This is a genomic window from Spirosoma liriopis, assembly GCF_023196085.1.
In the GTDB taxonomy this organism is placed as follows: domain Bacteria; phylum Bacteroidota; class Bacteroidia; order Cytophagales; family Spirosomataceae; genus Spirosoma; species Spirosoma oryzicola.
In genome coordinates this window covers 1,774,864-1,795,436 of the sequence record NZ_JALPRF010000002.1, presented here as the reverse complement: position 1 = coordinate 1,795,436, position 20,573 = coordinate 1,774,864, and the positions used below count along the sequence as shown (strand labels likewise).

At 47.8% G+C, this 20,573-nt stretch carries 18 protein-coding genes; 10 read left to right on the top strand and 8 right to left on the bottom strand.

The window, feature by feature from the left end:
* Positions 1-10: 10 nt before the first annotated feature.
* On the bottom strand, positions 11-1,159 hold the full coding sequence (locus tag M0L20_RS16425; RefSeq protein WP_248477995.1) for a hypothetical protein: 1,149 nt from the start codon (positions 1,157-1,159) through the stop codon (positions 11-13).
* Between the two features lie 344 nt (positions 1,160-1,503).
* On the opposite strand from M0L20_RS16425, the gene M0L20_RS16420 reads away from it, so the two are divergent.
* The 3 genes from M0L20_RS16420 to M0L20_RS16410 all read left to right on the top strand — a co-directional run bounded on the left by M0L20_RS16420 (position 1,504) and on the right by M0L20_RS16410 (position 4,288).
* Positions 1,504-2,442 carry a sugar phosphate isomerase/epimerase family protein gene (locus M0L20_RS16420; RefSeq protein WP_248477994.1) on the top strand — a complete coding sequence of 313 codons (939 nt, stop codon included), beginning with the start codon at positions 1,504-1,506 and terminating at the stop codon, positions 2,440-2,442.
* Positions 2,443-2,535: 93 nt separating this feature from the next.
* Complete coding sequence (locus M0L20_RS16415; protein WP_232561993.1) at positions 2,536-3,009, top strand: Dps family protein; 474 nt, start codon at positions 2,536-2,538, stop codon at positions 3,007-3,009.
* Positions 3,010-3,097: 88 nt separating this feature from the next.
* Entirely contained in the window at positions 3,098-4,288 is a 1,191-nt protein-coding gene (locus M0L20_RS16410) for an Nramp family divalent metal transporter (RefSeq protein WP_248477993.1), read from the top strand.
* 94 nt (positions 4,289-4,382) lie between these two features.
* On the opposite strand, the gene M0L20_RS16405 is transcribed toward M0L20_RS16410, so the two are convergent.
* Positions 4,383-5,402 carry a hypothetical protein gene (locus M0L20_RS16405; RefSeq protein WP_248477991.1) on the bottom strand — a complete coding sequence of 340 codons (1,020 nt, stop codon included), beginning with the start codon at positions 5,400-5,402 and terminating at the stop codon, positions 4,383-4,385.
* Between the two features lie 214 nt (positions 5,403-5,616).
* On the opposite strand from M0L20_RS16405, the gene M0L20_RS16400 reads away from it, so the two are divergent.
* On the top strand, positions 5,617-6,420 hold the full coding sequence (locus M0L20_RS16400; RefSeq protein WP_248477989.1) for a hypothetical protein: 804 nt from the start codon (positions 5,617-5,619) through the stop codon (positions 6,418-6,420).
* Between the two features lie 48 nt (positions 6,421-6,468).
* Here M0L20_RS16400 and M0L20_RS16395 read toward each other — a convergent pair whose 3' ends face one another.
* Complete coding sequence (locus tag M0L20_RS16395) at positions 6,469-6,798, bottom strand: tetratricopeptide repeat protein (protein ID WP_248477988.1); 330 nt, start codon at positions 6,796-6,798, stop codon at positions 6,469-6,471.
* A gap of 162 nt (positions 6,799-6,960) precedes the next feature.
* On the opposite strand from M0L20_RS16395, the gene M0L20_RS16390 reads away from it, so the two are divergent.
* The 3 genes from M0L20_RS16390 (at position 6,961) to M0L20_RS16380 (ending at position 9,444) form a co-directional block, all read left to right on the top strand.
* Positions 6,961-7,698 (top strand): electron transfer flavoprotein subunit beta/FixA family protein, encoded by a 738-nt coding sequence (locus tag M0L20_RS16390; protein WP_232561989.1) that lies wholly within the window; start codon positions 6,961-6,963, stop codon positions 7,696-7,698.
* A 76-nt stretch (positions 7,699-7,774) separates the two neighbouring features.
* On the top strand, positions 7,775-8,737 hold the full coding sequence (locus M0L20_RS16385) for an electron transfer flavoprotein subunit alpha/FixB family protein (protein WP_232561988.1): 963 nt from the start codon (positions 7,775-7,777) through the stop codon (positions 8,735-8,737).
* A gap of 110 nt (positions 8,738-8,847) precedes the next feature.
* Positions 8,848-9,444: a bifunctional nuclease family protein gene (locus tag M0L20_RS16380; RefSeq protein ID WP_232561987.1), complete on the top strand. Its 597-nt coding sequence runs from the start codon at positions 8,848-8,850 to the stop codon at positions 9,442-9,444.
* Between the two features lie 62 nt (positions 9,445-9,506).
* On the opposite strand, the gene M0L20_RS16375 is transcribed toward M0L20_RS16380, so the two are convergent.
* Positions 9,507-9,974: a PPC domain-containing DNA-binding protein gene (locus M0L20_RS16375; RefSeq protein ID WP_248477987.1), complete on the bottom strand. Its 468-nt coding sequence runs from the start codon at positions 9,972-9,974 to the stop codon at positions 9,507-9,509.
* A 72-nt stretch (positions 9,975-10,046) separates the two neighbouring features.
* On the opposite strand from M0L20_RS16375, the gene M0L20_RS16370 reads away from it, so the two are divergent.
* Positions 10,047-11,066, top strand: coding sequence for a transglutaminase domain-containing protein (locus tag M0L20_RS16370; protein WP_248477986.1), 1,020 nt, complete (start codon positions 10,047-10,049; stop codon positions 11,064-11,066).
* Between the two features lie 299 nt (positions 11,067-11,365).
* On the opposite strand, the gene M0L20_RS16365 is transcribed toward M0L20_RS16370, so the two are convergent.
* The 4 genes from M0L20_RS16365 to M0L20_RS16350 all read right to left on the bottom strand — a co-directional run bounded on the left by M0L20_RS16365 (position 11,366) and on the right by M0L20_RS16350 (position 16,568).
* Positions 11,366-13,360, bottom strand: a complete 1,995-nt coding sequence (locus M0L20_RS16365) for a hypothetical protein (RefSeq protein WP_248478100.1) — start codon at positions 13,358-13,360, stop codon at positions 11,366-11,368.
* Positions 13,361-13,925: 565 nt separating this feature from the next.
* Positions 13,926-14,285, bottom strand: coding sequence for a hypothetical protein (locus tag M0L20_RS16360; RefSeq protein WP_232561984.1), 360 nt, complete (start codon positions 14,283-14,285; stop codon positions 13,926-13,928).
* A 68-nt stretch (positions 14,286-14,353) separates the two neighbouring features.
* Entirely contained in the window at positions 14,354-15,571 is a 1,218-nt protein-coding gene (locus M0L20_RS16355; protein ID WP_248477985.1) for a class I SAM-dependent methyltransferase, read from the bottom strand.
* Between the two features lie 235 nt (positions 15,572-15,806).
* Complete coding sequence (locus M0L20_RS16350; protein WP_248477984.1) at positions 15,807-16,568, bottom strand: HpcH/HpaI aldolase family protein; 762 nt, start codon at positions 16,566-16,568, stop codon at positions 15,807-15,809.
* Between the two features lie 278 nt (positions 16,569-16,846).
* Between M0L20_RS16350 and M0L20_RS16345 the strand changes: the two genes are divergently transcribed.
* Both M0L20_RS16345 and M0L20_RS16340 read left to right on the top strand, forming a co-directional pair.
* On the top strand, positions 16,847-19,939 hold the full coding sequence (locus M0L20_RS16345) for a ligand-binding sensor domain-containing protein (RefSeq protein WP_248477983.1): 3,093 nt from the start codon (positions 16,847-16,849) through the stop codon (positions 19,937-19,939).
* Positions 19,908-20,558, top strand: a complete 651-nt coding sequence (locus tag M0L20_RS16340; RefSeq protein ID WP_232561980.1) for a response regulator — start codon at positions 19,908-19,910, stop codon at positions 20,556-20,558. The genes M0L20_RS16345 and M0L20_RS16340 overlap by 32 nt, the downstream gene beginning before the upstream one ends.
* Positions 20,559-20,573 lie beyond the last annotated feature (15 nt).

Sequence of the window (20,573 nt, the reverse complement as noted above, 5' to 3'; positions counted from 1 at the left end):
TAGACCGACGTTAAAAATAGTGATTTACCTGAAGATTTAACAAGCCGGTGTACAGCCAGTTGAATTGGGCTACAACGCCAAATTTCGGGCTTTTTTGCCAGCCGATTTCGCCAAATCCTCCTAGCTGCCCACGTTGAATTGTATGCGGTTGAGCATAGCGAACGATCTCTCCCAGATAAACGGGAGCTGTCTTATCGGTAGTAGATAGTTTTATCGATGAGGTATAGTCTGACTGGACCAGTCCATACCCCAAACCTATCCCAAGGTACCAAATTGATTGGTTGGTAAATAGATATTTCCTGGCGAAAATACTGAGTTCAGCTATGGATGTCTGCTCCTTCACAATTCCATCAAAGCGTACTGGCTGTTGACTAGGTATGCTCAATTCATAATTTTGCGGGGTCATGTAGTTGTATTGATCGGTATAAGCGTCCGTTGTGCCACCTGTTAGTAATTGACGCTTGTAGTACGACGAACTATATGACAATTGACCTCCCCAGGCATATCTACCCCCCAGTATCTTCTGCTCTAAGCCAGCAGTAGCTGTCCATCCTAAGTTTGTCGATGTACGACTACCTTGGTCCTCAAATGCGTACGTAGGTGTACCAAAGACTCTACTGTCTCCAATTATATGCCTGGTATAAAGCTCTTTTGTTTCGCGAACAACGGGTGATGGTACTAAGGCTGAGTTAATGCCCAAACGAATAAAGAACTTAGCCGGTATCTTGGCCGACACCGGGTAGACAACCGATTGTATTCCTGATCCATCTTGCTGTTTACACCTATTGTAGGCGTCTACCATCTTGGCTAATGTTTTAGTCGTAAAGGCTGCTTCCCATTTTGAATTGGTAAATTCGTTACAGTCGGAAAGAAGTCTGGCGAACGTTTTCAGAAACTTAGGATCCGTTTGCTGGTACCGTTGGCCGTTATTTACGACTTCCTCCTTCGTGTACACCAGTTCTTCAAACGCATTCCCTGTTTTCAGAAAATAGCGCGTCTTTCCCAATGGCTTATGTTCCAACGTATACAGCGTAGCACTACCTCCAACGACCTTTTGAATGAAAATCATTTTATCGTCAACCTCACTGCGGTCATAGATCAGGCTGCCCACTCGTAACTGTTTTACAGTAGCAGCAGAATACCGTATAGCCTTAGCCATACAATCACGTCTGAAATAAAAGTCATCATTTGAATAGTCAGGCCGTATGCAACCCGATAGGCTATCACCGTTAAGCAATACTATTGAAGCCGGAATAAATGATTGAGCGTAGACTTGGTAGAAAGAAAGAAGGGTAAAAATGAAGAGTAAACGTTTTCGCATGTATATCTAAAACAAATTTTCTGTCAGATACCTTTTTCAACAACAGGTACCTAACCAATGGATCATTCTTCGCGCAAGAAATACGATAGAACGCGACCATAGGCCTACCAAAATAGATTATTTTTTAAACGGTAGAAAAGAGACTTGAGGCTACTTATAGAATCGCAAGTCTGACTCAAAATATGCCCTCGTCCCGTCGTCGTTTTATTGGCTCTTTACTCGCTGGTTCCGGAGCCGCAACCCTAGTTGGCCACCCGCTAACCCAGGCCCATCCGATGGTAAAATCGTTTCCGATTGCCTGCAACTCGTATAGCTGGCTGACCTTCTACGAGCGTCAGGGAAAAAACTGGATGGCCAACCCCGACGCATCGCTGGCTGAGTTGGCTCAATCAGGCATAACAGCTTATGAGCCAAGCATCAACGCAGCCGAGGAAGTAACCCGGCTGATACCTTTGCTTCGGAAGTACAAGCTGTCGATGCATTCGCTGTACGTAAATAGTACCCTTCACAAAGCGAACGAAGCGCAGCAATCGATTGATTCCGTACTGGCTATCGCGGATGCCGCAAAATCGGCTGGCACAACCATTTTCGTGACCAATCCCAGCCCAATCCAGTGGGGAAGTAACGACGACAAAACCGATGCTCAGCTCACCGAACAAGCCAAAAACCTTGACCGACTAGGAGCCGAACTCCGTAAGCGTGGCATCACACTGGCTTATCATACACACGCGCCCGAACATCGCCAGGGAGCCCGCGAATTTCACCATATGCTGTTAGCATCGGATCCCAAAAACGTATCGTTATGCCTGGACGCGCATTGGGTGTATCGGGGCTCAGGTAACTCACAAGTAGCGTTGTTCGATGTAGTAAAGCTATACGGGAAACGCATTGTTGAGCTACACATCCGGCAGTCAAGAAACGGAGTCTGGCAGGAAACGTTCGGTAGTGGCGACATTGATTACCAACGGTTGGCTGCTGATTTGGAAACGCTGAACGTTCGGCCCAATTTAGTTCTGGAACAGTGTTTAGAAAAAGAATCACCCAACACTATGCAGGCGCTTGACGCTCACAAGCAGGATTTGATCCATGCCAAAGCGGTGTTTGCTGGTTTACTCGAATAACAAAACAAACCGTTTACTTGTCAGTTATTCTGCTAAGTAGTTTGCATCACGCATTCTGCAACGAACTTAACAACACAACCAACTCACGTTATTATGCAGCCCAATATCGGTTTAGAAGAAGATGTCCTCAAACAGGACAATATATTACTGAACGACTTCCTGTCTGATCTACACGTCCTGTACATCAAAACCCGCAAATATCATTGGAATGTTGCTGGCCCGAACTTCATGGAGTACCATAAGTTTTTCGAGAAGCAGTACAAAGCGATTGAAGCCGAAATCGACGAGGTAGCTGAACGTATCCGTCAGTTAGGTGGCAAGCCGTTGGCAACGATGGCTGAATTTATCCACAACACCAGTCTGAAAGAAGATACGGGTACGCCAAACGGCACACCTGATATGTTCAAAAATCTGCTAGCTGACCACGAGCAAATCGTTCGCGAACTCCGTGAAGACGTAGACAAATGCGACGAAGAATTGAATGACGCGGGTACTGCTGACTTCCTGACCGGTCTGATGGAAGCCCACGAAGCTATGGCCTGGATGCTACGCAAATACCTGTCGTAGTCCGGCACGGCCAAATTTTGTCAGGTGATGACTGTGTAAAGTGCCGAAAAAATTGGCATTTTGCGCAGTCATCACTTTTTATACCCCCGTGCCCAAATCCCTTTCCCTGCGTGCTGGCCTTGGCAGCGTATTGTTCTGGTCCGTTATTTCAGCTGCTTTTATTGGTCCTGGCTCCGTCACTGCCTGTGCTATTGCCGGATCAAAATACGGGCTTCAGTTACTATGGGTTTTAACTTTCGCTACGCTAGGTACCGTCTGGTTGCAGGAAGCAGCCGCCCGTATCACAATTGCTACCGGTAGCGATCTGGGGCAGGTCATTACACAAACCTACGCGGGCGCAAAAGGTCGCCGGATCGCGTGGGCTTTGTTTCTAGCCATTTTTTTGGGCTGTGCAGCTTATCAGGCAGGTAATATTCTCGGCGCGGTATCGGGGCTAGCCTTGCTTACGGGTTTCCCAATTCCGACACTGACAGTCGTGGTTGGGCTAGTCTGTATCGCTCTCCTTTGGATCGGATCAACGCAGAGCCTGGCCAATTTTTTGGGTTTGATTGTCTTTGCCATGGGGGGCGCTTTCGTATATGTTGCCTTCGGTACGCCGGTTACCCCTATCGAACTGACTAAAGCGTTAGTAACTCCCGCTCTTCCGGATGGCTCATTATTGCTGATCAACGGCTTAATCGGCACAACCATTGTTCCTTATAACCTGTTCTTCGGCTCCAGTATTGTACCGGGTCAATCATTGAGTGAGATGCGGCTCGGCATTTGGGTTGCGGTGGTATTAGGTGGTATTATTTCGGTCGTATTGCTACTGGCGGGGCTGCTTATCCCCAACGATTTTTCCTATCCGCACATGGCGCAGGTCTTGACCGACCGTCTTGGCTCCTGGGCGGGCTTGTTATTTGCTTTTGGTTTATTTGCCGCTGGATTTGCGTCATCGCTGACGGCTCCTTTGGCGGCTTCGGTAACGGCGCAGAGTTTACTGGGAATCCGTAAAAATTCGGTTGCTTACCGAGGCATCTGGATTGCTGTCATGGCAACTGGATTAACCTTTGGCTTGCTTAACGTGACACCGATCCCGGTAATCGTAGCGGTGCAGGCGATCAACGGCATTTTACTCCCTTTCGTAACGATCTTTTTGTTTGCCGCCGTTAACAATCGGTCGTTATTAGGCGATCACCGTAATTCGCCGGCGCAGAATCTGGCCATGGGGCTGGTTGTTCTGGTTACTGCCGTACTAGGCATCTGGAACATCTGGCTGGCGGTTCAAGCCGGTCAGTAGTTGTCTTCTTATGCTCCCCAAACGGAAAGGGCGGTCGAAATTCTCCAATAGTGAATTTCGACCGCCCTTTCCGTTTTTGATGACAGACTACGCTTTATTTCTTCTTTTTCAGCAGTTGCCGGTTTTGTCTTTCTAATCGCTCAATACGCTTCTGCTGATCGATCAGGTGCAGGGTTAGCTCTTCGTTTTTCTGCACCAGCGTAGCCAATAATGTTGTTAAGTCAACACCTTGTTTTACCATCTCTTGGGCACTTGGAATACCCGGTAAGTGTTTATTCCGCTGAACATACTGCTCCACTTCCGCCAGTGGCTGAAGCTGGTAGCTGGGCGCAAAAACGTAATCCGCCCATTGACGCTCTGAAGTAGGTTGTACCTGCATCGCAACTGCCGAGAGCCGTCCCGCTAATGTGACATCGCCTTTGGCATCAACGGTTAAGAACTTACCGACACTCGTTTCAGAGGCTGGCGAATTAGCCGTCATATTCGTTAATCGCAGACCGCTGCGCCCATCGACGCCCGCCGTCAGTTCGAGTCGGTTGCTAGGCGTTGACGTACCAATACCCACATTGACGTTATTACCTAACACCATCGCATTGCTGGTAAGTACCCGAGCGTTGGCGCCGATAGCCGTTGCATTCGATAAGCCTACGCCCCCGCCAATTGCATTAGCCCCAATAAGGGTATTGTCATCGCCATCAGCGGCTCCAAATCCAGCATTGGGACCAATAATCAGATTGCGACGGCCACGTTGGTTGGTCTGCCCGGCGTTGTATCCGATAAAAACGTTGTCGTCGCCATCTGTATTCAGTTTACCCGCTTCGTAACCAACAAATGTATTGTGGCTTCCCGTTGTGTTCGGATAACCCGCTTTGTAGCCAAAATAGGTGTTATAAGAACCCGTCGTATTACTTTGGCCAGACTGACTACCCATAAATGTGTTATAGGTGCCTCCGATAATAGCGCTTGTGCTTTGGCCAATGAAGAGATTGTTGGTTCCATTCGCCGATTGAAAGCTAACAACCTGATTGTCCGGTGTAACGATCTGGCTCTGGGCTAAGGCGTTAACCGTTAACCCTAGTGTCGTAATCAACAAACTACTTGTAAAAATCTTCATACCTTAGAATGGTTTTGTTATGTGGCGAATAAAGATACAACTTTCGGAACATTCTATGCATTCCTAAGTTTTATCTCCTTTCGAAAAGTAAAGGAGAATGGCAGAAAATAAAATACCGTCTACGAAACTAACCGTATATCAGCTGATTAGAATCATTGAAATATCTACCTTTACGTCGGTTAACGTGATGGTTTGACAGCTAATAGTTGTGCGTATGAAATCTTTTTCCTCTCTAAAAGCGATCCTCGCTGTTGGTATGCTGGCAGGTACGCTGATTGGTTGTGCACCTTCCGTTACTTCCTCCTACCGACTCGAACCCGTCACGGGTGATGTGATCACGATTGACGGTCGTCCGGTCACTAAAGCCGAGCAAAATGGCATCGGTGTTGTCGCTTCGTTTGAGCGGGAAGATATGGAGTTTATTACGTTGGACATCGAGGTAAAAAATCGAACTGATCATTCCATCGAGGTTAATCCAGCCGATTTTCATTTTGTCGCCCTCGGTGCCAGCCAAGATACCCTATCCGAGCCTACCAATACGGCGCTTGCCTTACAACGATCCGCTGCCGATCCAAACTACGAAGCCGGACGTGTCAAGCTGAAACGAAAACAGGAAGAGAAGCGCTTGAAACGGGCGAAAATTTTCAATACCGTTCTGATGGTAGCAGCTATCGCTTCCGACGTATCCTCATCAGGCAACAGCCGTTCATACCATGAATACGCGAACAAACAAGCTGCGCATTACCTGGCTTACCAGGGTATTGCCGTTAAGCGCGCTATTGATCACAGCACTTTCGCCGACCGGATGCAACGCTACGATTATGAAGAGTATCGTTGGCGTGAATTGGCACTGCGCGCAAATACGCTAGCTCCCGGTGAATCCGTACGCGGTTTTGTCTACGTCCCCAAGCTGGCCAACGCTACTTATCTGGCCATGACCTATACCGTTCCTGAACAAGCAGTTATACCTGTGCTGTTTAAGCAGGAGTATGTCCAGCAGAAGAAACAACGCCGGTAACGTCTTGCGCAAAGGCTACCGTCCAGCTATCGATTCGCTGGCAGGAGCCTACCATTCATCCTCATCATCCTCGAACGCCTGCTTAGCTCGTTGCAACTCTAGAAGCGTCTTCTGATTTTTCTGCACGTGCGCCAGCTCTATGCCTTTTTCGTACAAATCGGCGGCCTTACTACGCTCATTACGATTAGCGTACAGCGCTGCTGCGTGATAATACGTTGGCAAATAATCCGGGTGCTCAGTTAGTAACTGGTTAAAATAAATACTAGCCTGCTCAGGCTGACTAGCCAAAAACTCCATAGCCAACGCGTAAACATTGAACGGCTCGTTGGGTTCTTCCTGTACAAATCGAATTAATTGTTGGATACGTTCGTTATTCATTTGCTGATAAAAAATAGTATGCTTGCATACTTTTATTTAAGACAGTTTGTAATTTAGCCGCCAAGTTAAGGATTTGACTTCTATCAATGTGGTGCGCTTGACATACGCAATTAGGTTAAATGCCTTGATTTACCGGATTACGCAAACAAAACCCCAATAAGCATGAAAATTTTAGTGTGCGTGACGAGTGTGCCCGACACCACTACCAAGATTGCCTTTACGGATAATAATACGAAGCTGAACAAGGCAGGGGTGACATTTATTACTGGCCCCTACGATGACTATGCACTGGCTAGGGCGGTCGAATTAAAAGAGAAAACAGGAGCCTCCGTAACAGTACTCAATGTAGGCGAAGCCGATGCCGAGCCTGTCATTCGTAAGTGTCTGGCGATCGGAGCTGACGATGCCATTCGGGTAAACGCCGAACCAACCGACGCTTATTTCGTTGCTGAGCAGATTGCGGCCATAGCCAAAGAAAACAGCTACGACTTGATCCTGATGGGTCGTGAGTCTATCGACTACAACGGTGGTCAGGTTCACGGTATTGTTGGCGAAATGCTTGGCCTCCCCTCCATATCACCCGTAATGCAACTCGACATAGACGGTGATACAGCAAAAATAACTCGCGAAATTGAAGGGGGGAAAGAGCAACTGGAAGCTAAATTACCGTTGATATTAGGCTGTCAGGAACCCATCGCCGAATGGAAAATTCCGAATATGCGTGGTATTATGACCGCCCGGACAAAGCCCCTTAAACTCGTTGAACCAACGGGTACGGACAAACTAACGACCGTTGCCAGTTACGAATTACCAGCTCCCCGTGGCGCTGTAAAGATGATCAAGGCCGAGGAAGCCGAAACGCTAATTCAGCTGCTCCATAACGAAGCAAAAGTAATTTAGTATTCGACTTATCGACGTCCAGTGGTTTACTGAAAATGTCGATAAAGCGAAACCCTTACACTAAAAATCAAGATTTATGTCTGTTCTCATATTCGCCGAATTAGACGAAGGCAAAATCAGAAAGTCGTCTCAGGAAGCTATTTTCTACGGTGCTCAAGTTGCCGAAAAGCTAGGAACGCAAGCAACGGCAATTGTCATTGGTCAGGCTGACGACAGCGAACTGGCGTCAGCGGGCCGCTTTGGTGCGGGCAAAGTGCTGCATGCGGCAGATGCGAAACTGAACGAACCCAACGGAATGGCCTATGCTACAGCCGTCGCTGCGGCAGCTCAACAGGAGGGTTCAAAAGTAATCGTGCTGGCCAAATCCTCATTAGCTGATGCGATGACGGCACGACTAGCGGGTAAATTAAAAGCAGGCTTGGCCGCTAACGTAATCGAGCTACCCGATCTTTCGAATGGGTTCCGGGTTAAAAGCAGTATCTATACGGGCAAAGCGTTCGCGTACAACGACCTGAAAGCCGACGTTAAAATCCTGGCAATCAAGAAAAATACGGTTTCTCCTGTAGAATCTGAGGCAACGGCTCCTGTTGAGGCTTTTAATCCTTCACTAAGCGATGCCGATTTTGTAATTTCGGTGAAAAGTACCGAGAAAGCATCTGGCGACGTGCTTTTACCCGAAGCGGATCTGGTTGTATCGGCGGGCAGAGGTTTAAAAGGCCCGGAAAACTGGGGTATTGTCGAGGAGTTAGCCAACACACTTCATGCGGCAACTGCTTGCTCAAAACCCGTGTCCGATTTGGATTGGCGTCCCCATTCTGAACACGTCGGTCAGACAGGCTTAAAGATTAGTCCAAATCTTTACATCGCCTGTGGGATTTCTGGTGCTATACAACATCTGGCAGGAGTAAACTCCTCGAAGGTAATTGTTGTTATTAACAAAGACCCTGATGCACCGTTTTTTAAATCAGCTGATTATGGCATCGTCGGCGACGTTTTCGACGTATTGCCACGTCTGACAAAAGCGGTGAAGGCTTTATAGTCCGGAGTCGTTGGAAAATAGTCGTTGGAAGCCGTTTTTTTATTAAAAACTTACGATTACTGACGCCTGTTGACTAACGACTGACGACTAAAAATTGCTAAATTCGCGCCGTGGACAAGATTAAACTGGAAATATTAGGACTATCGCCCAGTCAGTCGCAATCGGGTTCGTTTGCACTGGTATTGGGAGAAGAATACGGTAACCGTCGGCTACCAATTATTATCGGCATGTTTGAGGCTCAAGCAATTGCCATCGAGATCGAAAAGATTGTACCGAATCGGCCAATGACGCACGACTTGTTCAAGCAATTTGCCGAACAATTCAAGTTTACGGTACGAGAAATCGTCATTTCTGATTTGCGCGAAGGTATATTCTTTGCTAAGATCGTTTGCTTTGACGGTGTTCGGGAATCCGTTATTGACGCTCGTCCATCCGACGCTATTGCTATAGGTATTCGCTTTGATGTACCGATTTACACCAATGAATCGATCCTGTCGGAAGCAGGTATCACGGCCAGCTCGAATGACGAAGAAGAAGAGCAGGAAGAGTTGGTTCGCTCATCCAGTCGTTCGACCGCCCGGTCGTTTGGCGATCAGTTAAAAAATGCTTCTTCTGAAGAGCTACAGCGCATGCTCGAAGAAGCGCTTGGCAACGAAGAATACGAGCGTGCCGCCAAGATTCGTGACGAAATGAGTAAGCGCAACTAAGTTATTTCTACTATACACCAAAAGCCATCCTACCGGGTGGCTTTTGTTTTTTATAGACAGCCTTATTTTCGTTTACGCTTTCGAACGACTAACTCACGGTAGCCAAAGGTTGGATCAGGCTCCCGAACGTAATCCAGATCAGGCATAACTCCAATTACCAACTCAGCAGTCGTATAAATCTTACAGCCTTCCACCAAATGCCCTCCGAGCGTACGGCCCGTTGAGTCTGACACCGACAAATGAACATGACTCCCATTGGCGGATAACGTTCCGACAAGTGACACAATCTCAAAGTGCCCCTCCCACTCGGTAAAGCTTTCCTGATTCGCTAAACGAAGCTTCACATGGGTTAGGCTACCAACGCAGGTCAGAATGGCTCCTGCACCGATTCGCTGATTTTGCACGAGCGCGTCCAACTCTTTCTTTAAATCCTGTCCCGGCCGTAGCCGAACAGAGTACGTATGCATGGTTGCATCAACGGCTACCGCGCTTGCGTGACTGGGTTGTGGTTGTGCATCAGAAGGTGTCATAAAGCAATACAGGACAAGTAGCAATAAAAATCTTCGCATTTGTGTTATCAGATTGTGAGACAGAACCGAGGAATGCGAAACTACACAGGAAGCCCTATATTACTTTTTTTTCTTTTATTTTTCAGCACAGCGCTTACTTTTCCAACTCGGACCGGGCCGGATATTCCACGCCCTTCGAAGTTTGTAGAAATCGACTACAGCACGATTGACAACTATGCTCGTAATGCACCTGAGTCGGCGGCTAAAAACTTAACGACGCTTAGCGAGTACCTCACGTCACCCGCTCGAACGAATCTGGCAAAAGCCCGTTCGGTATACGCCTGGATTACTTCACATATCCGGTATGACGAATCGGCATTCAGTGGTCAGCGCTACTCTTCCGAGGTTGATTATGCAAACCGCGTATTGCGGAGTCGGAAAGCAGTATGTACTGGCTTTGCTTTGCTATTCAAGCATCTGTTAAATCAAACAGGGATTCAGGTCGCTAATATCAAAGGCTACTCACGAACGAATGACAGCGAAGCCGGTCAGCCTATTCAACGCCTAGATCACGAATGGAATGCCGTTCAGCTTGATGGCGATTGGTACCTGCTAGACCTTGCCTGGGCGCAAACAACTGCAAAGCCCGGTCCTGACGGGAAAGTACAGCCCAATGATTTCTTTTTTTTGACTGAACCCGTTGCTTTTGCGGCCAACCATTTCCCAACAGATACACGCTGGCAACTTCTCGATCCACTTGTTAGCAAAAAGCAATTCGATCAGTTCCCTAAAATTTACGACGCTTACTTCCGCTTAGGTTTCGATTCTGACTTTCCCAAGTCGGGTTTGATGCGAGCTAGTGACGGCTTAACGCTGTCGTTGCAAAACGAGAAAGACGTTGAGTTCATGTGCTCGATTGGTCGTCAGGGAGGTTCAACCGCTTCGCATGTGCCGGTTTCTGTACGCAGATCAGGCAACAAGTATGAACTTACTGTTCCGGTCGCGCAACGAGGTAACTCAACACTCTACGTTTTTGCAAAGCCTAAAGGACCCCGTATGGAGCGGGTAAAATCATACGAAGGAATTGCATCGTTTACGGTGGTTAAAAACTAAGCTACTAACAAGAGAACTTAGAAGAATGCCGACCAATGGTCTTGATTAGGTGTCAATTTGCTTGATATCATAAGAGGCATTCTTTAACTGATTTCCTACTACTCTTATTTCAACAGCGATAGGCTGCGACTGCTTACGGCCTCAGCGTATAGAATGAAGCCGTAAGCAGTCGCAGCCTATTTTGATCACTAGGTAGCCATTTTTAGTAACGTAGTCCTTTATTGAAGAATCATTTTTATACACAAAAAAGCCGGAAGCGTTGGCTCCCGGCTTTTTTGTATTGTGTTGTTCAGATCAGATTATTCTACTCCGAACATTACGTCTGAACGACGACCGCTGTTACCAGCTCGGCGACGAGTCGCTTTCTTTTTAGCTGGAGCAGGTGGTGTCAACAGTTTCGCTTTCTGAGCATCTGTCAGCGGCTTCAGGTCAGTGATCGAGTAGCTGTTGTCGCTAATCGTCGTGTTGAAGCTACCCACTGGTTGTTCAGGCTGACCGTTGCATGGAAGCTTCGTAACCGTGAACACTGCGCGGAAGTACTGAACTTGTGGGCGTACCCGACGGCCTTTGTAACGAATCGCGTTACCGCTTTCGATTTTAGCTTTCTCAGCTTGTAGCTGTTGAGCTAGATCACCTGGTAGGTCACGTAGGTTCAGGATAACCGTGTTTGTATCAAATTCGATAGCGCTGGTTGCCAGACGACGGTTCAGACCACGGTAGCGTAGGCGAGTAACTGTGTCACCAACCGAAGTGATTGTACCGTTACAGTAACAAACGTTAGCAACTTCACGAGTGTATGGAGTCCGGTAGTATACTTCCAGACGTTCCAGACGATGACGGTATTCGCACTCAACCACGTCTCTCTTCGGACGAACCACCGAGAAGCTTGTTGTTGCAACCTCACTCATACAGGTACCACACTTAGCTGTTTGACGGTTGTGAACCGTTACATAGTAGAAACCTGGGTTCACCTGACCGTTCGAGAAGTAGGTCGTTGGGAACGTCAATGTTGTATCTGTCGTGTTCTCCAGTTGAGCAATTACCTGATCCGATGCACCAGCCACTACAGAATCCGGACGGTAGTACAGACGAGCGGTGAATGTTTCGTTTTTCGGATTAGGGGTTGTGCTGCGCCAGCTAATAACGGGAGCCGTTGCCGACGTGTTAACAGGTTGCTGTTGTTGCGCGTTGGTGCTGTCAACATAAGCAAGCGATACACCTTTAAGCGAGTTGCCATTGAACTGTACACGAAGCTCTGGGATAGAGTCGCAAGTTGGGCAAACCGTTGGTGTTTTTGGGATAAGCTTCTTCTGAACAAATCCTTTACGAACGGCCAAGCCAGCGCTGAATCCACCGTGAGTCCGTTTGAATTCATACAGCAGATCTTGCTGACCGTTAACGATCAGGTAGTTAAGCTTGGTAATGAACCCTTGTCCCTGAATACCGATGTTCCAGTTGTTACGACCAATCGGGAAGAAGATCGCCAGGTTACCGATAGCACCTAAGTGGTATAGGTTAGAGCTTGGATTTACCGAGCGAATCAGGCTACCACCCGTTACAAGCGGTCCGCTTTGGATCACACCACCCTGCGACGGGATGAAGGCGGCAATCGTAGCGGCTTCCGTACGGAACAAACCTCCGCGTGCACCTGCTTCAATAAACGTCGTTGCATCTGGGTTCTTGCGGCTCCGGGCGATGGTAAACGTCAGCACCGGTCCAACCGTTAGGAACATATCTTCAGAAGCCCGTTGGTTGATTGTCACTTGATCACGACCGACGCTTGGTGTGCGGGCCGCAGCCAGACCATACAAATAATCGCGGTAGATACTGCGAGTGATGTAATTCTGGTAACCAAACGCCGTTCCTACGCCAAAACGCAGCCGACGGGTAGCAGGCGTGAAGAAATAGTCTACATTGGCCGTGATGTTGAAACCAGCACCATTGTACAATGTATTATCCCGCTTGGTTGGTCCGAACGTGTTCTCCCAAGTACCGCAATAAGCGAAGTTGGGACCAGCAAATAAACCGATACGCCAGGGTGAGAGTCTGCGTACCAACACGAACGTCTGGAAAGTTGTGTCACAATCGTCCAACTCGGCAACATCGCTAGCTTGGGCTTTGAATTCATCTCGACGTAATGTATCGGTATAAACTCCTTTCCCTAAGCGATAGATATTCTCGCGTGGATAAGATTGGTTTGTCGTTGTCGGAGAAGTAGTCCGAACAGTGTCGGCCTGTTGGGCCTGTGTGCCGTAAGGGGCAGCAAAACTCAGCAACACGAGTCCAGCCAGCATCCGCAGGGGGTGTCGTTGGATAAATGTTCGCATAGGTACGTAATTAATTTTGACGCAATGTTTCAAACTAAACTTTAATTCTACCAAAAGCCACTAAAGAAACTTATGGAACGGTCAAATTACTTGACTAACTCATTTTACTTTTTGTTCACCAAGTACTTTTCTTGTTAGTTTCGGTCAATGGCCCTCATACGGTTTACCGCTTCTTTTGCCACGCAAAACTAGGATAACTTTATTACAAAGACGGTCAATTCTAGTAAACGAGCCTATTTTTTTCCAAAAAAGACGAAGATCATTGATAAGCACTGATCGTCCAAAAGTCTTTTAGTCAACTTCTTGCTACAGGATTCCTTTTGCAAGTTTTTCGTTGGAAAAAATAAAAAAAGTATGGAAAGGTTTCAGTAAAAGCTACAGTTGGTTACGCTACTTTCTTAGTCTACCTAACCATGTTTACCCGTCGAAATAAAGCGGTTCTTCGCTACGTACAGTCAAATTATATTGACCGTCAAGTATAGGTATTAACTGCTAATTACCCAACAAAAGGTTTCGTATAACTTTTAATTTCCTAGCTTCTTCCCAATTCTTCTAGGATTTCTTCCATATTTCGATCGTTTTCGGCCGGTTGTTGGATAGCTTCCAGTTCCTGTTGCACGATACGAAGGATACGGGCTACGTACTCCGTATGCCAGCGTTGCCGCATTTTTGCGTGCTCAGGCGTTGGCTGAAATGATTCAATTTCATCTTTAGTAATTATTTCTTTTGTAATTAATAATTGTTCCAGGGTGTCTAAACGTTCGCGCGTAACGGCTAATTCGCCAGCAACCGCCATTGTAATATTTAAAACCCGCTCAACCGATTTATCACCAAAAAAATAGGGCCGCTGGCCTTTTGCTTTATTGTTCGAAAGCAGAATGTCATTAATCATAATTACAGGTTATGATTATAGTGTAGGCCACTATATAAATCACGATCAATTTATATAACCCCTAGAATTTATTCTTTCCAGGCACCAAATGCATTTTGCGCAGTCAGGACCCCATGTCCATATGAATGATCAACTAACGACTGACTTTTATTGTCATTATTACTGGCAACTGATAGCCCAAACTGGAGTAAATTCCGTTCTAGAAAACCAGCCGATTTCATCCACTCTACTTGATCCATTTTATGCAAAACTCCTAGAAAAGGTTCGTTGTTATTGAAGGTTTCCCAATTACCCATAAACTGTTCGAATAACGATGTTCCGGGTGGGTAGGGTGCTGGACAGACATGCAACATTAGCCCACCGCTAGTCAACACCCGATACGTTTCGCGAACGACAGCGTTTATAGCACTGGCCGACGTTGTGTGAAGAAACATGGTTGACTGGACCCAATCGAATGAACCGTTATCAACGGGTAATGTTTCAGCATTGGCCTGAACAAACCGAACATTTGGTGTTTTTAGGGCCGTTGCGCGTGCATGAGCATACCGTAATGCTACTGCGCTTGCATCAATGCCTACGACCTCAGCCTCAGGATAACCAACAGCCAACGGCAACGTATTATTACCTATACCACAACCAATGTCAAGAATTCGTTTGGGCTTGAAATCAGGGTAGTTCTTTTTTAACCAGTCAACGACGGCATATCTCTTTCCATCGGATAACAGACCGCTTCCCTTACCAATTTCCAGTGATCCCGTAATCTCCTCTACAGCGGCATTCGTCACATCATCGGCGATGTATTCGGTATGGTAACCGCCGGGCATGCACTGGTGATCGACGCGGGTTAAATAGTGAGGAATCGCCAATGAGGGATCAAGGCTGAGGGTTTCGGGACGCTGCGCGTTGTATTGTTTAACTTTTTCGACCAGGTTCTCAATCTGGCGCAACACCACCGAACGACCTGCCTGCTGAATCATCTCCTGAGCGGACCGCTGTAAAGCGCTCCACATCTGGTAATACAGGTCCTGACTCATGGCCTCCCCTACCTGCTCCGGCGTTTTAAAATCCCGACCGGTACGCGCCAGCGACTGGGGTTTTACCCGTTTGTCGAAAGTTGCTTTGTTTCCTAACTCAACCGTCGAAGCAAGGTGCTGTTGTAAGGCGGTCAGAAAATTAAAGCGAGCCTTTTCATCCTGCGAAACATTAGGAAACACGGCGTGCTTCTGTGCATTATTATAGACCGGCGGCAGGTGTACAGCTTGATCCTTTTCGTCGGTTTTGTTCATCAGGCAATTCAGTTTTGTCTCGTGCTGGTTATTAACTGCCAGTTATCTGAAAGGTTTAAGACTACCTTATTTTACCGAATACCTACAAATTGCTTTCTATTTAATCATTTATATGTCCTAGTTCTGACTTTATTAAATGACGGATGAGTACTTGTGAACTAGTTCCTTGCGTTTAATCGAGTTGAGCCTATTTCGGCAGCATTTCTGCCAAGAATGACGATTAAATCATCGATTGTTACTCACGACCTTTCATGAAATCGGTCGTTGCTGACTTGAGCAGCCCCGCAAACGAATTCAGGCAAAACAGTACCCCACGATCAATCAGCGCCCGGGCCTGATCACCCGTTGCGGCTGTAGTCCCAGCGATTAATCCGGCTTTACGAATCTTTTCGACAACGCCCGCAATCGTCCGCTTAACCTCGTCATGACCGGGACCATCATAATAGCCCATCGACATAGCCAGATCGCGCGGTCCGATCACAAAACCATCTATTCCTTCGACCGTCAGCAAATCGTCGAGGTTATCAATCGCTTCCCGATCTTCAATCTGCGGCAGCACCAACGTTTGCTCATTGGAAAATTCGACGTATTCACCCTGGTTCATCGTACCCAGCAAATAATCCGAAGCCCGCGCAGGTCCAAAGCCCCTGCTACCCATCGGCGGGTATTTTACGGCTTGCACCAGAGCCTCGGCCTGCGCTACCGAGTTAACACCCGGCATCATGATTCCCATGACACCGGCATCCAGATACTGTAAAATAAGTTTGGAATCGTTGCTGCGAACACGGGCCAGGGGCGTTATACCACTCACCTCACAAGCTCGTACAATGTCCTGCACCTGCGCCGTTGTGACTGGGCTGTGCTCACCGTCGATCATGTAAAAATCCAGCCCCGAAAAACCACAGAGTTCGGCAACCGTTGGGTCGGTACTGTTCGAAAGAATACCCAGCACTGGCTGGTTGTTTTTAAGCCGCGTTTTAACGATATTTTGCTTCATAGAGTCATGCAGAACGGTTTGTGAACGAACTCGTTTTGCGTTAGATATTGTCAACGACCAACCCGATGTGCTGTACGGTTCGATTGCTTCGTGTGGCAAGATACGACTGAATCTAGTTTGAATACATAATCAGCCAAAACCGAAACGCTCAACAAGAAAATCGGGTTGTTGCCGCTTTTACAGATCTAGAAGTGGCTTCTTCCTGCGAAATACTGATATCCTGATAGTTTACAAGTGGAGATTGTCGCGTAGATTTAAACTTACTTTCTCTTTCTGGTATGCGCTGGCTGTTCTTCTGCTTACTTGTCTCAACTCAGTTGGCACGGGCGCAACGTCCTTTCTATGTCCGTCATCTTACTACTGCCGACGGACTTTCTCAGGGGTCTTGTTACTACATCATAAAAGATTCACGTGGCTTTATGTGGATCAGTACGCAGAACGGGCTTAATCGTTTTGACGGCACTCAATTTACCGCTTACCGTTTTAACGATCAGGATTCGACAACGATTGGCAAGGGTGAGGTTCGGGGCATTGTCGAAGCACCTTCCGGCGACTTATGGATAGGCACTGAAGAATGCCTGAATCAATACATCCGGCGAACGAATACTTTCCGACGGATCTACGCTACGGATCGGCAGGGACGACGACTGTCCGCTCTCCAGGAACCATTCTTCGCCGATGATTCAACCGTTTGGTACGCCAGTAATCAGGAAGGGATTATGAAGTTGAATTACCGTACCGGGCGTAAAACGAGTATTCATCCGTCTGTGAAACCCAAGTTTAGCATCAGCACCGAATGGATCGAGCACCAACCTGCTCAAAAAACGCTGATTTACCTCTTACCCACCGGATTTGCCCGCTACAACTACCAGACTCACGAACTCAAAACATTCCTGACGGGCAGCCCCACCGATCAGCCTATTCAGAACAAACACGCATATCCTTCCACGAAAGGAATTTTATTTCACTCGATTCACCGTTGTCACGTCCGAGGGCCTCACTACGGCAACTACTGCCTGGCTGGCGCACAGGGAATTTTTGAGTTTGATGCCACCCTTACCCGACTAATTCGCCATCATCCTTTGCGGTCAGGTACTTCACTGTATCGCTTTGTCAGCATAGACGAAGACGCGCAGGGTCGCTGGTGGTTAGGCGCTTCCGGATCGGGAGTATGGCTCTACAACCCCGACTCGATGCGCTTGCTACGAGAAATAACTCCTGGTGGACCGAAGGTAGGTGCGCTGCTAACCAATCAAGTAGCGGAAGTGTACGTCGATAACCTGGGGTTGGTCTGGACTAACAGTGATCCGTTTGGTATTGACGTCATATATCCCAATGCGTACATGGTCGAAACGATCGCTGATGATCCGACGGATACCACCGATCTGAATAATCACCCGATCCGGGGTATGAGCGAAGATCAGCGTGGTACTATCTGGATCGGCACTATCGACGGCGGTATCCGTTATTACAACTCTACTACGGGTTCCATGAAGGCTTACACCGCAAAGCAGGGCGTCACCACCGAGGGCAATGTTCGGCACATTCTACGCACGCGCGATGGACGGTTGTTAGTTGCTAATTTACAGGGTCTGCTTCAGTATGATCCTAAAAAGGACCGGTTCGTTGATATTCCTAATCCCCTCTGCAACGACGCTGACTGTCAATTCGCGCGGGGACTTTGCGAGTTGCCCGATGGCCGGTTTGTGATGGCAACCTATGGCGGCTTGTTTCTGCTCAGTCCCAACCTTAAGCCTCTTGCCCGCGTCGATGCTGATGGAACCTACTTTGGTTCTCTGTATTTTGATCCGGCAACCAGTCTGCTGTATACAGCCCGTCGTGATCAGGATCTGGTTGTTTACCGCTATGAGCACGATCAGTTGGTGCGGCAGTACATAACCTTGCCGGGTTATAACATTATGGCCTTTTACCCGGACACCGTTCGTCGGTGTTTATGGCTTTGTACCGACCGGGGGTTAGTTCGCTTTGATCCAATCACCCGGAAAGCGGTTCGTACCTATACTGTGCGTGACGGCTTACCCGACGACGTAGTGTACTGTTTGCTACCCGACCGTAAAGGGCGATTCTGGCTCAGTACAAACAACGGACTGGCTAAATTTTTTCCGAATGAAGGAATAGCCAGTCCGGTCGTCTCAACGAAAGGGCGGGAATACAACAGCCATGCTGCCCTAATTGGCTCAGACGGTACGTTCTATTTTGGTGGCGTACACGGTTTGGATCGATTTATGCCCGACCAACTGGATAGCTACAAAGCCAGCGTACCCGTACGCATCGCGCGCTTTGAGGTCAATGATCAGCCGTATCAAACTGATACATTCGTTGGAGAAACGCAGGCCCTAAACCTTTCCCACAAGCAAAACACTTTTTCAATCGGACTAGCGGCACTAGATTACTTGAGTCAGGGCAAAAGTCAATTTTTATACCGGTTGTCGGAAGTCGATGAGGATTGGGTGCCACTTGTTGACGCCAACCAGGTACGATACGCGGATCTGTCGCCCAGCGACTACATTTTTCAGGTACGAGCCATCGATGCACGCGGACAGCCGACACCGATCACCCGGTTGCAGATCAATATCAAGCCTCCCTTTTGGTTACGGTGGTGGTTCTGGTTATTCAGTGGATTCCTTATCGCCTTGGGTGTCACATACTCGATAACCCGCTACAACCGCCGAAAATTTACTCAGCAACAACGGCTTCTCCAGAATACGCTGGCAACGCAGGAAGCGGAGCGCGGACGTATTGCCCGCGATCTGCATGACGATGTGGGGAATACACTGGCCGCTATTAAAGGCTTATTGGGCCTGGCCCAAGACCGGGTTGCCGTGGCCGCTCAGATACCCGAAGTAGCCAGGGCTTACGCAATGCTGGATAAAGCCAGTAATGACCTCAGACTCATCACCCACGATCTGATGCCCATCGAGTTCGAAAAATATGCGCTACCCGATATTATCTCGCACCTGGTAGACCGGGCAAACCGCTCATCCAACACCACCTTCGAATTCATTCTTTTCGGTGACGTTCATCGGCTAAATCCTGAGCGTGAACTGGTTCTCTACCGAATTATTGCCGAGTTAATTCAGAACGCCTTGAAACACGGTGGCGAAGGGCTCGCTATCGTACAATTGGGTTATCACAGTAAGCAGTTGAATATACTTGTTGAAACTCCACTGGGCGATAATCGACTAAACACTACTTTTTCTAAGCAGGAATCAGCAGGAATCGGTCAAAAAAACATAACTTATCGGGCCGAGTACTTGCAGGCCGTGTTAAGCACCGACAGCAATGCTCAGAGTTACACTGTCATGCTCGACGTTCCTTATGATGCAGCCGCCGGATCAGCCTCCCATTAACGTCTTGATTATTGATGACCATCGTCTGTTCAACGATGGCTTAAACCTGATGCTGGCTGACGACCCTGTTATTACGGTCGTGGGCCAGATTTACCACAGCCGCGAAGCCATTGCCCAAGTGTTACAACGTCGTCCGGATGTGCTGATCATTGATTTCAATATGCCCGAAATCGATGGCCTCGATCTCACTCGTCAACTCACAGCGACTCTTGGACCACAACGCATTCTGGTGTTAAGCATGTACGGCGAGAGTCGGTATATTGACGACTTCCGCAAAGCAGGCGCTTCTGGCTATATGCTAAAAACATCGAGTAAGGAAGAACTGGTGACGGCCATTCGGTCAGTGGCAGCGGGTACCCTTTATTTTGACCCCAAACTCGCCGACGAGAAACAATTCAGCAATCATACCGATGATATTTTTCTGAAAAAATACCGGTTGTCACCCCGCGAAGTAGAGATTATCCGTCATATCAAATCGGGACTGAGTAGCCCCCAAATAGCCGAAAAAATCCACCTGAGCCAGCATACGGTTGATACCCATCGGAAAAACATTCACGCCAAACTCGGCATTAGTACCGTAGCCGATCTGGTACGTTTTGCGATAGAAATGGGCCTGTAAGACACGGGAAATATA

Coding starts and splice junctions, on each gene's coding strand:
- M0L20_RS16405 (WP_248477991.1), bottom strand. CDS start 5,402: ATGAAGATTTTTACAAGTAGTTTGTTGATTACGACACTAGGGTTAACG.
- M0L20_RS16375 (WP_248477987.1), bottom strand. CDS start 9,974: ATGACACCTTCTGATGCACAACCACAACCCAGTCACGCAAGCGCGGTA.
- M0L20_RS16415 (WP_232561993.1), top strand. CDS start 2,536: ATGCAGCCCAATATCGGTTTAGAAGAAGATGTCCTCAAACAGGACAAT.
- M0L20_RS16360 (WP_232561984.1), bottom strand. CDS start 14,285: ATGATTAATGACATTCTGCTTTCGAACAATAAAGCAAAAGGCCAGCGG.
- M0L20_RS16345 (WP_248477983.1), top strand. CDS start 16,847: ATGCGCTGGCTGTTCTTCTGCTTACTTGTCTCAACTCAGTTGGCACGG.
- M0L20_RS16425 (WP_248477995.1), bottom strand. CDS start 1,159: ATGGCTAAGGCTATACGGTATTCTGCTGCTACTGTAAAACAGTTACGA.
- M0L20_RS16355 (WP_248477985.1), bottom strand. CDS start 15,571: ATGAACAAAACCGACGAAAAGGATCAAGCTGTACACCTGCCGCCGGTC.
- M0L20_RS16390 (WP_232561989.1), top strand. CDS start 6,961: ATGAAAATTTTAGTGTGCGTGACGAGTGTGCCCGACACCACTACCAAG.
- M0L20_RS16340 (WP_232561980.1), top strand. CDS start 19,908: ATGATGCAGCCGCCGGATCAGCCTCCCATTAACGTCTTGATTATTGAT.
- M0L20_RS16395 (WP_248477988.1), bottom strand. CDS start 6,798: ATGAATAACGAACGTATCCAACAATTAATTCGATTTGTACAGGAAGAA.
- M0L20_RS16350 (WP_248477984.1), bottom strand. CDS start 16,568: ATGAAGCAAAATATCGTTAAAACGCGGCTTAAAAACAACCAGCCAGTG.
- M0L20_RS16400 (WP_248477989.1), top strand. CDS start 5,617: ATGAAATCTTTTTCCTCTCTAAAAGCGATCCTCGCTGTTGGTATGCTG.
- M0L20_RS16370 (WP_248477986.1), top strand. CDS start 10,047: ATGCGAAACTACACAGGAAGCCCTATATTACTTTTTTTTCTTTTATTT.
- M0L20_RS16365 (WP_248478100.1), bottom strand. CDS start 13,360: ATGCTGGCTGGACTCGTGTTGCTGAGTTTTGCTGCCCCTTACGGCACA.
- M0L20_RS16385 (WP_232561988.1), top strand. CDS start 7,775: ATGTCTGTTCTCATATTCGCCGAATTAGACGAAGGCAAAATCAGAAAG.
- M0L20_RS16420 (WP_248477994.1), top strand. CDS start 1,504: ATGCCCTCGTCCCGTCGTCGTTTTATTGGCTCTTTACTCGCTGGTTCC.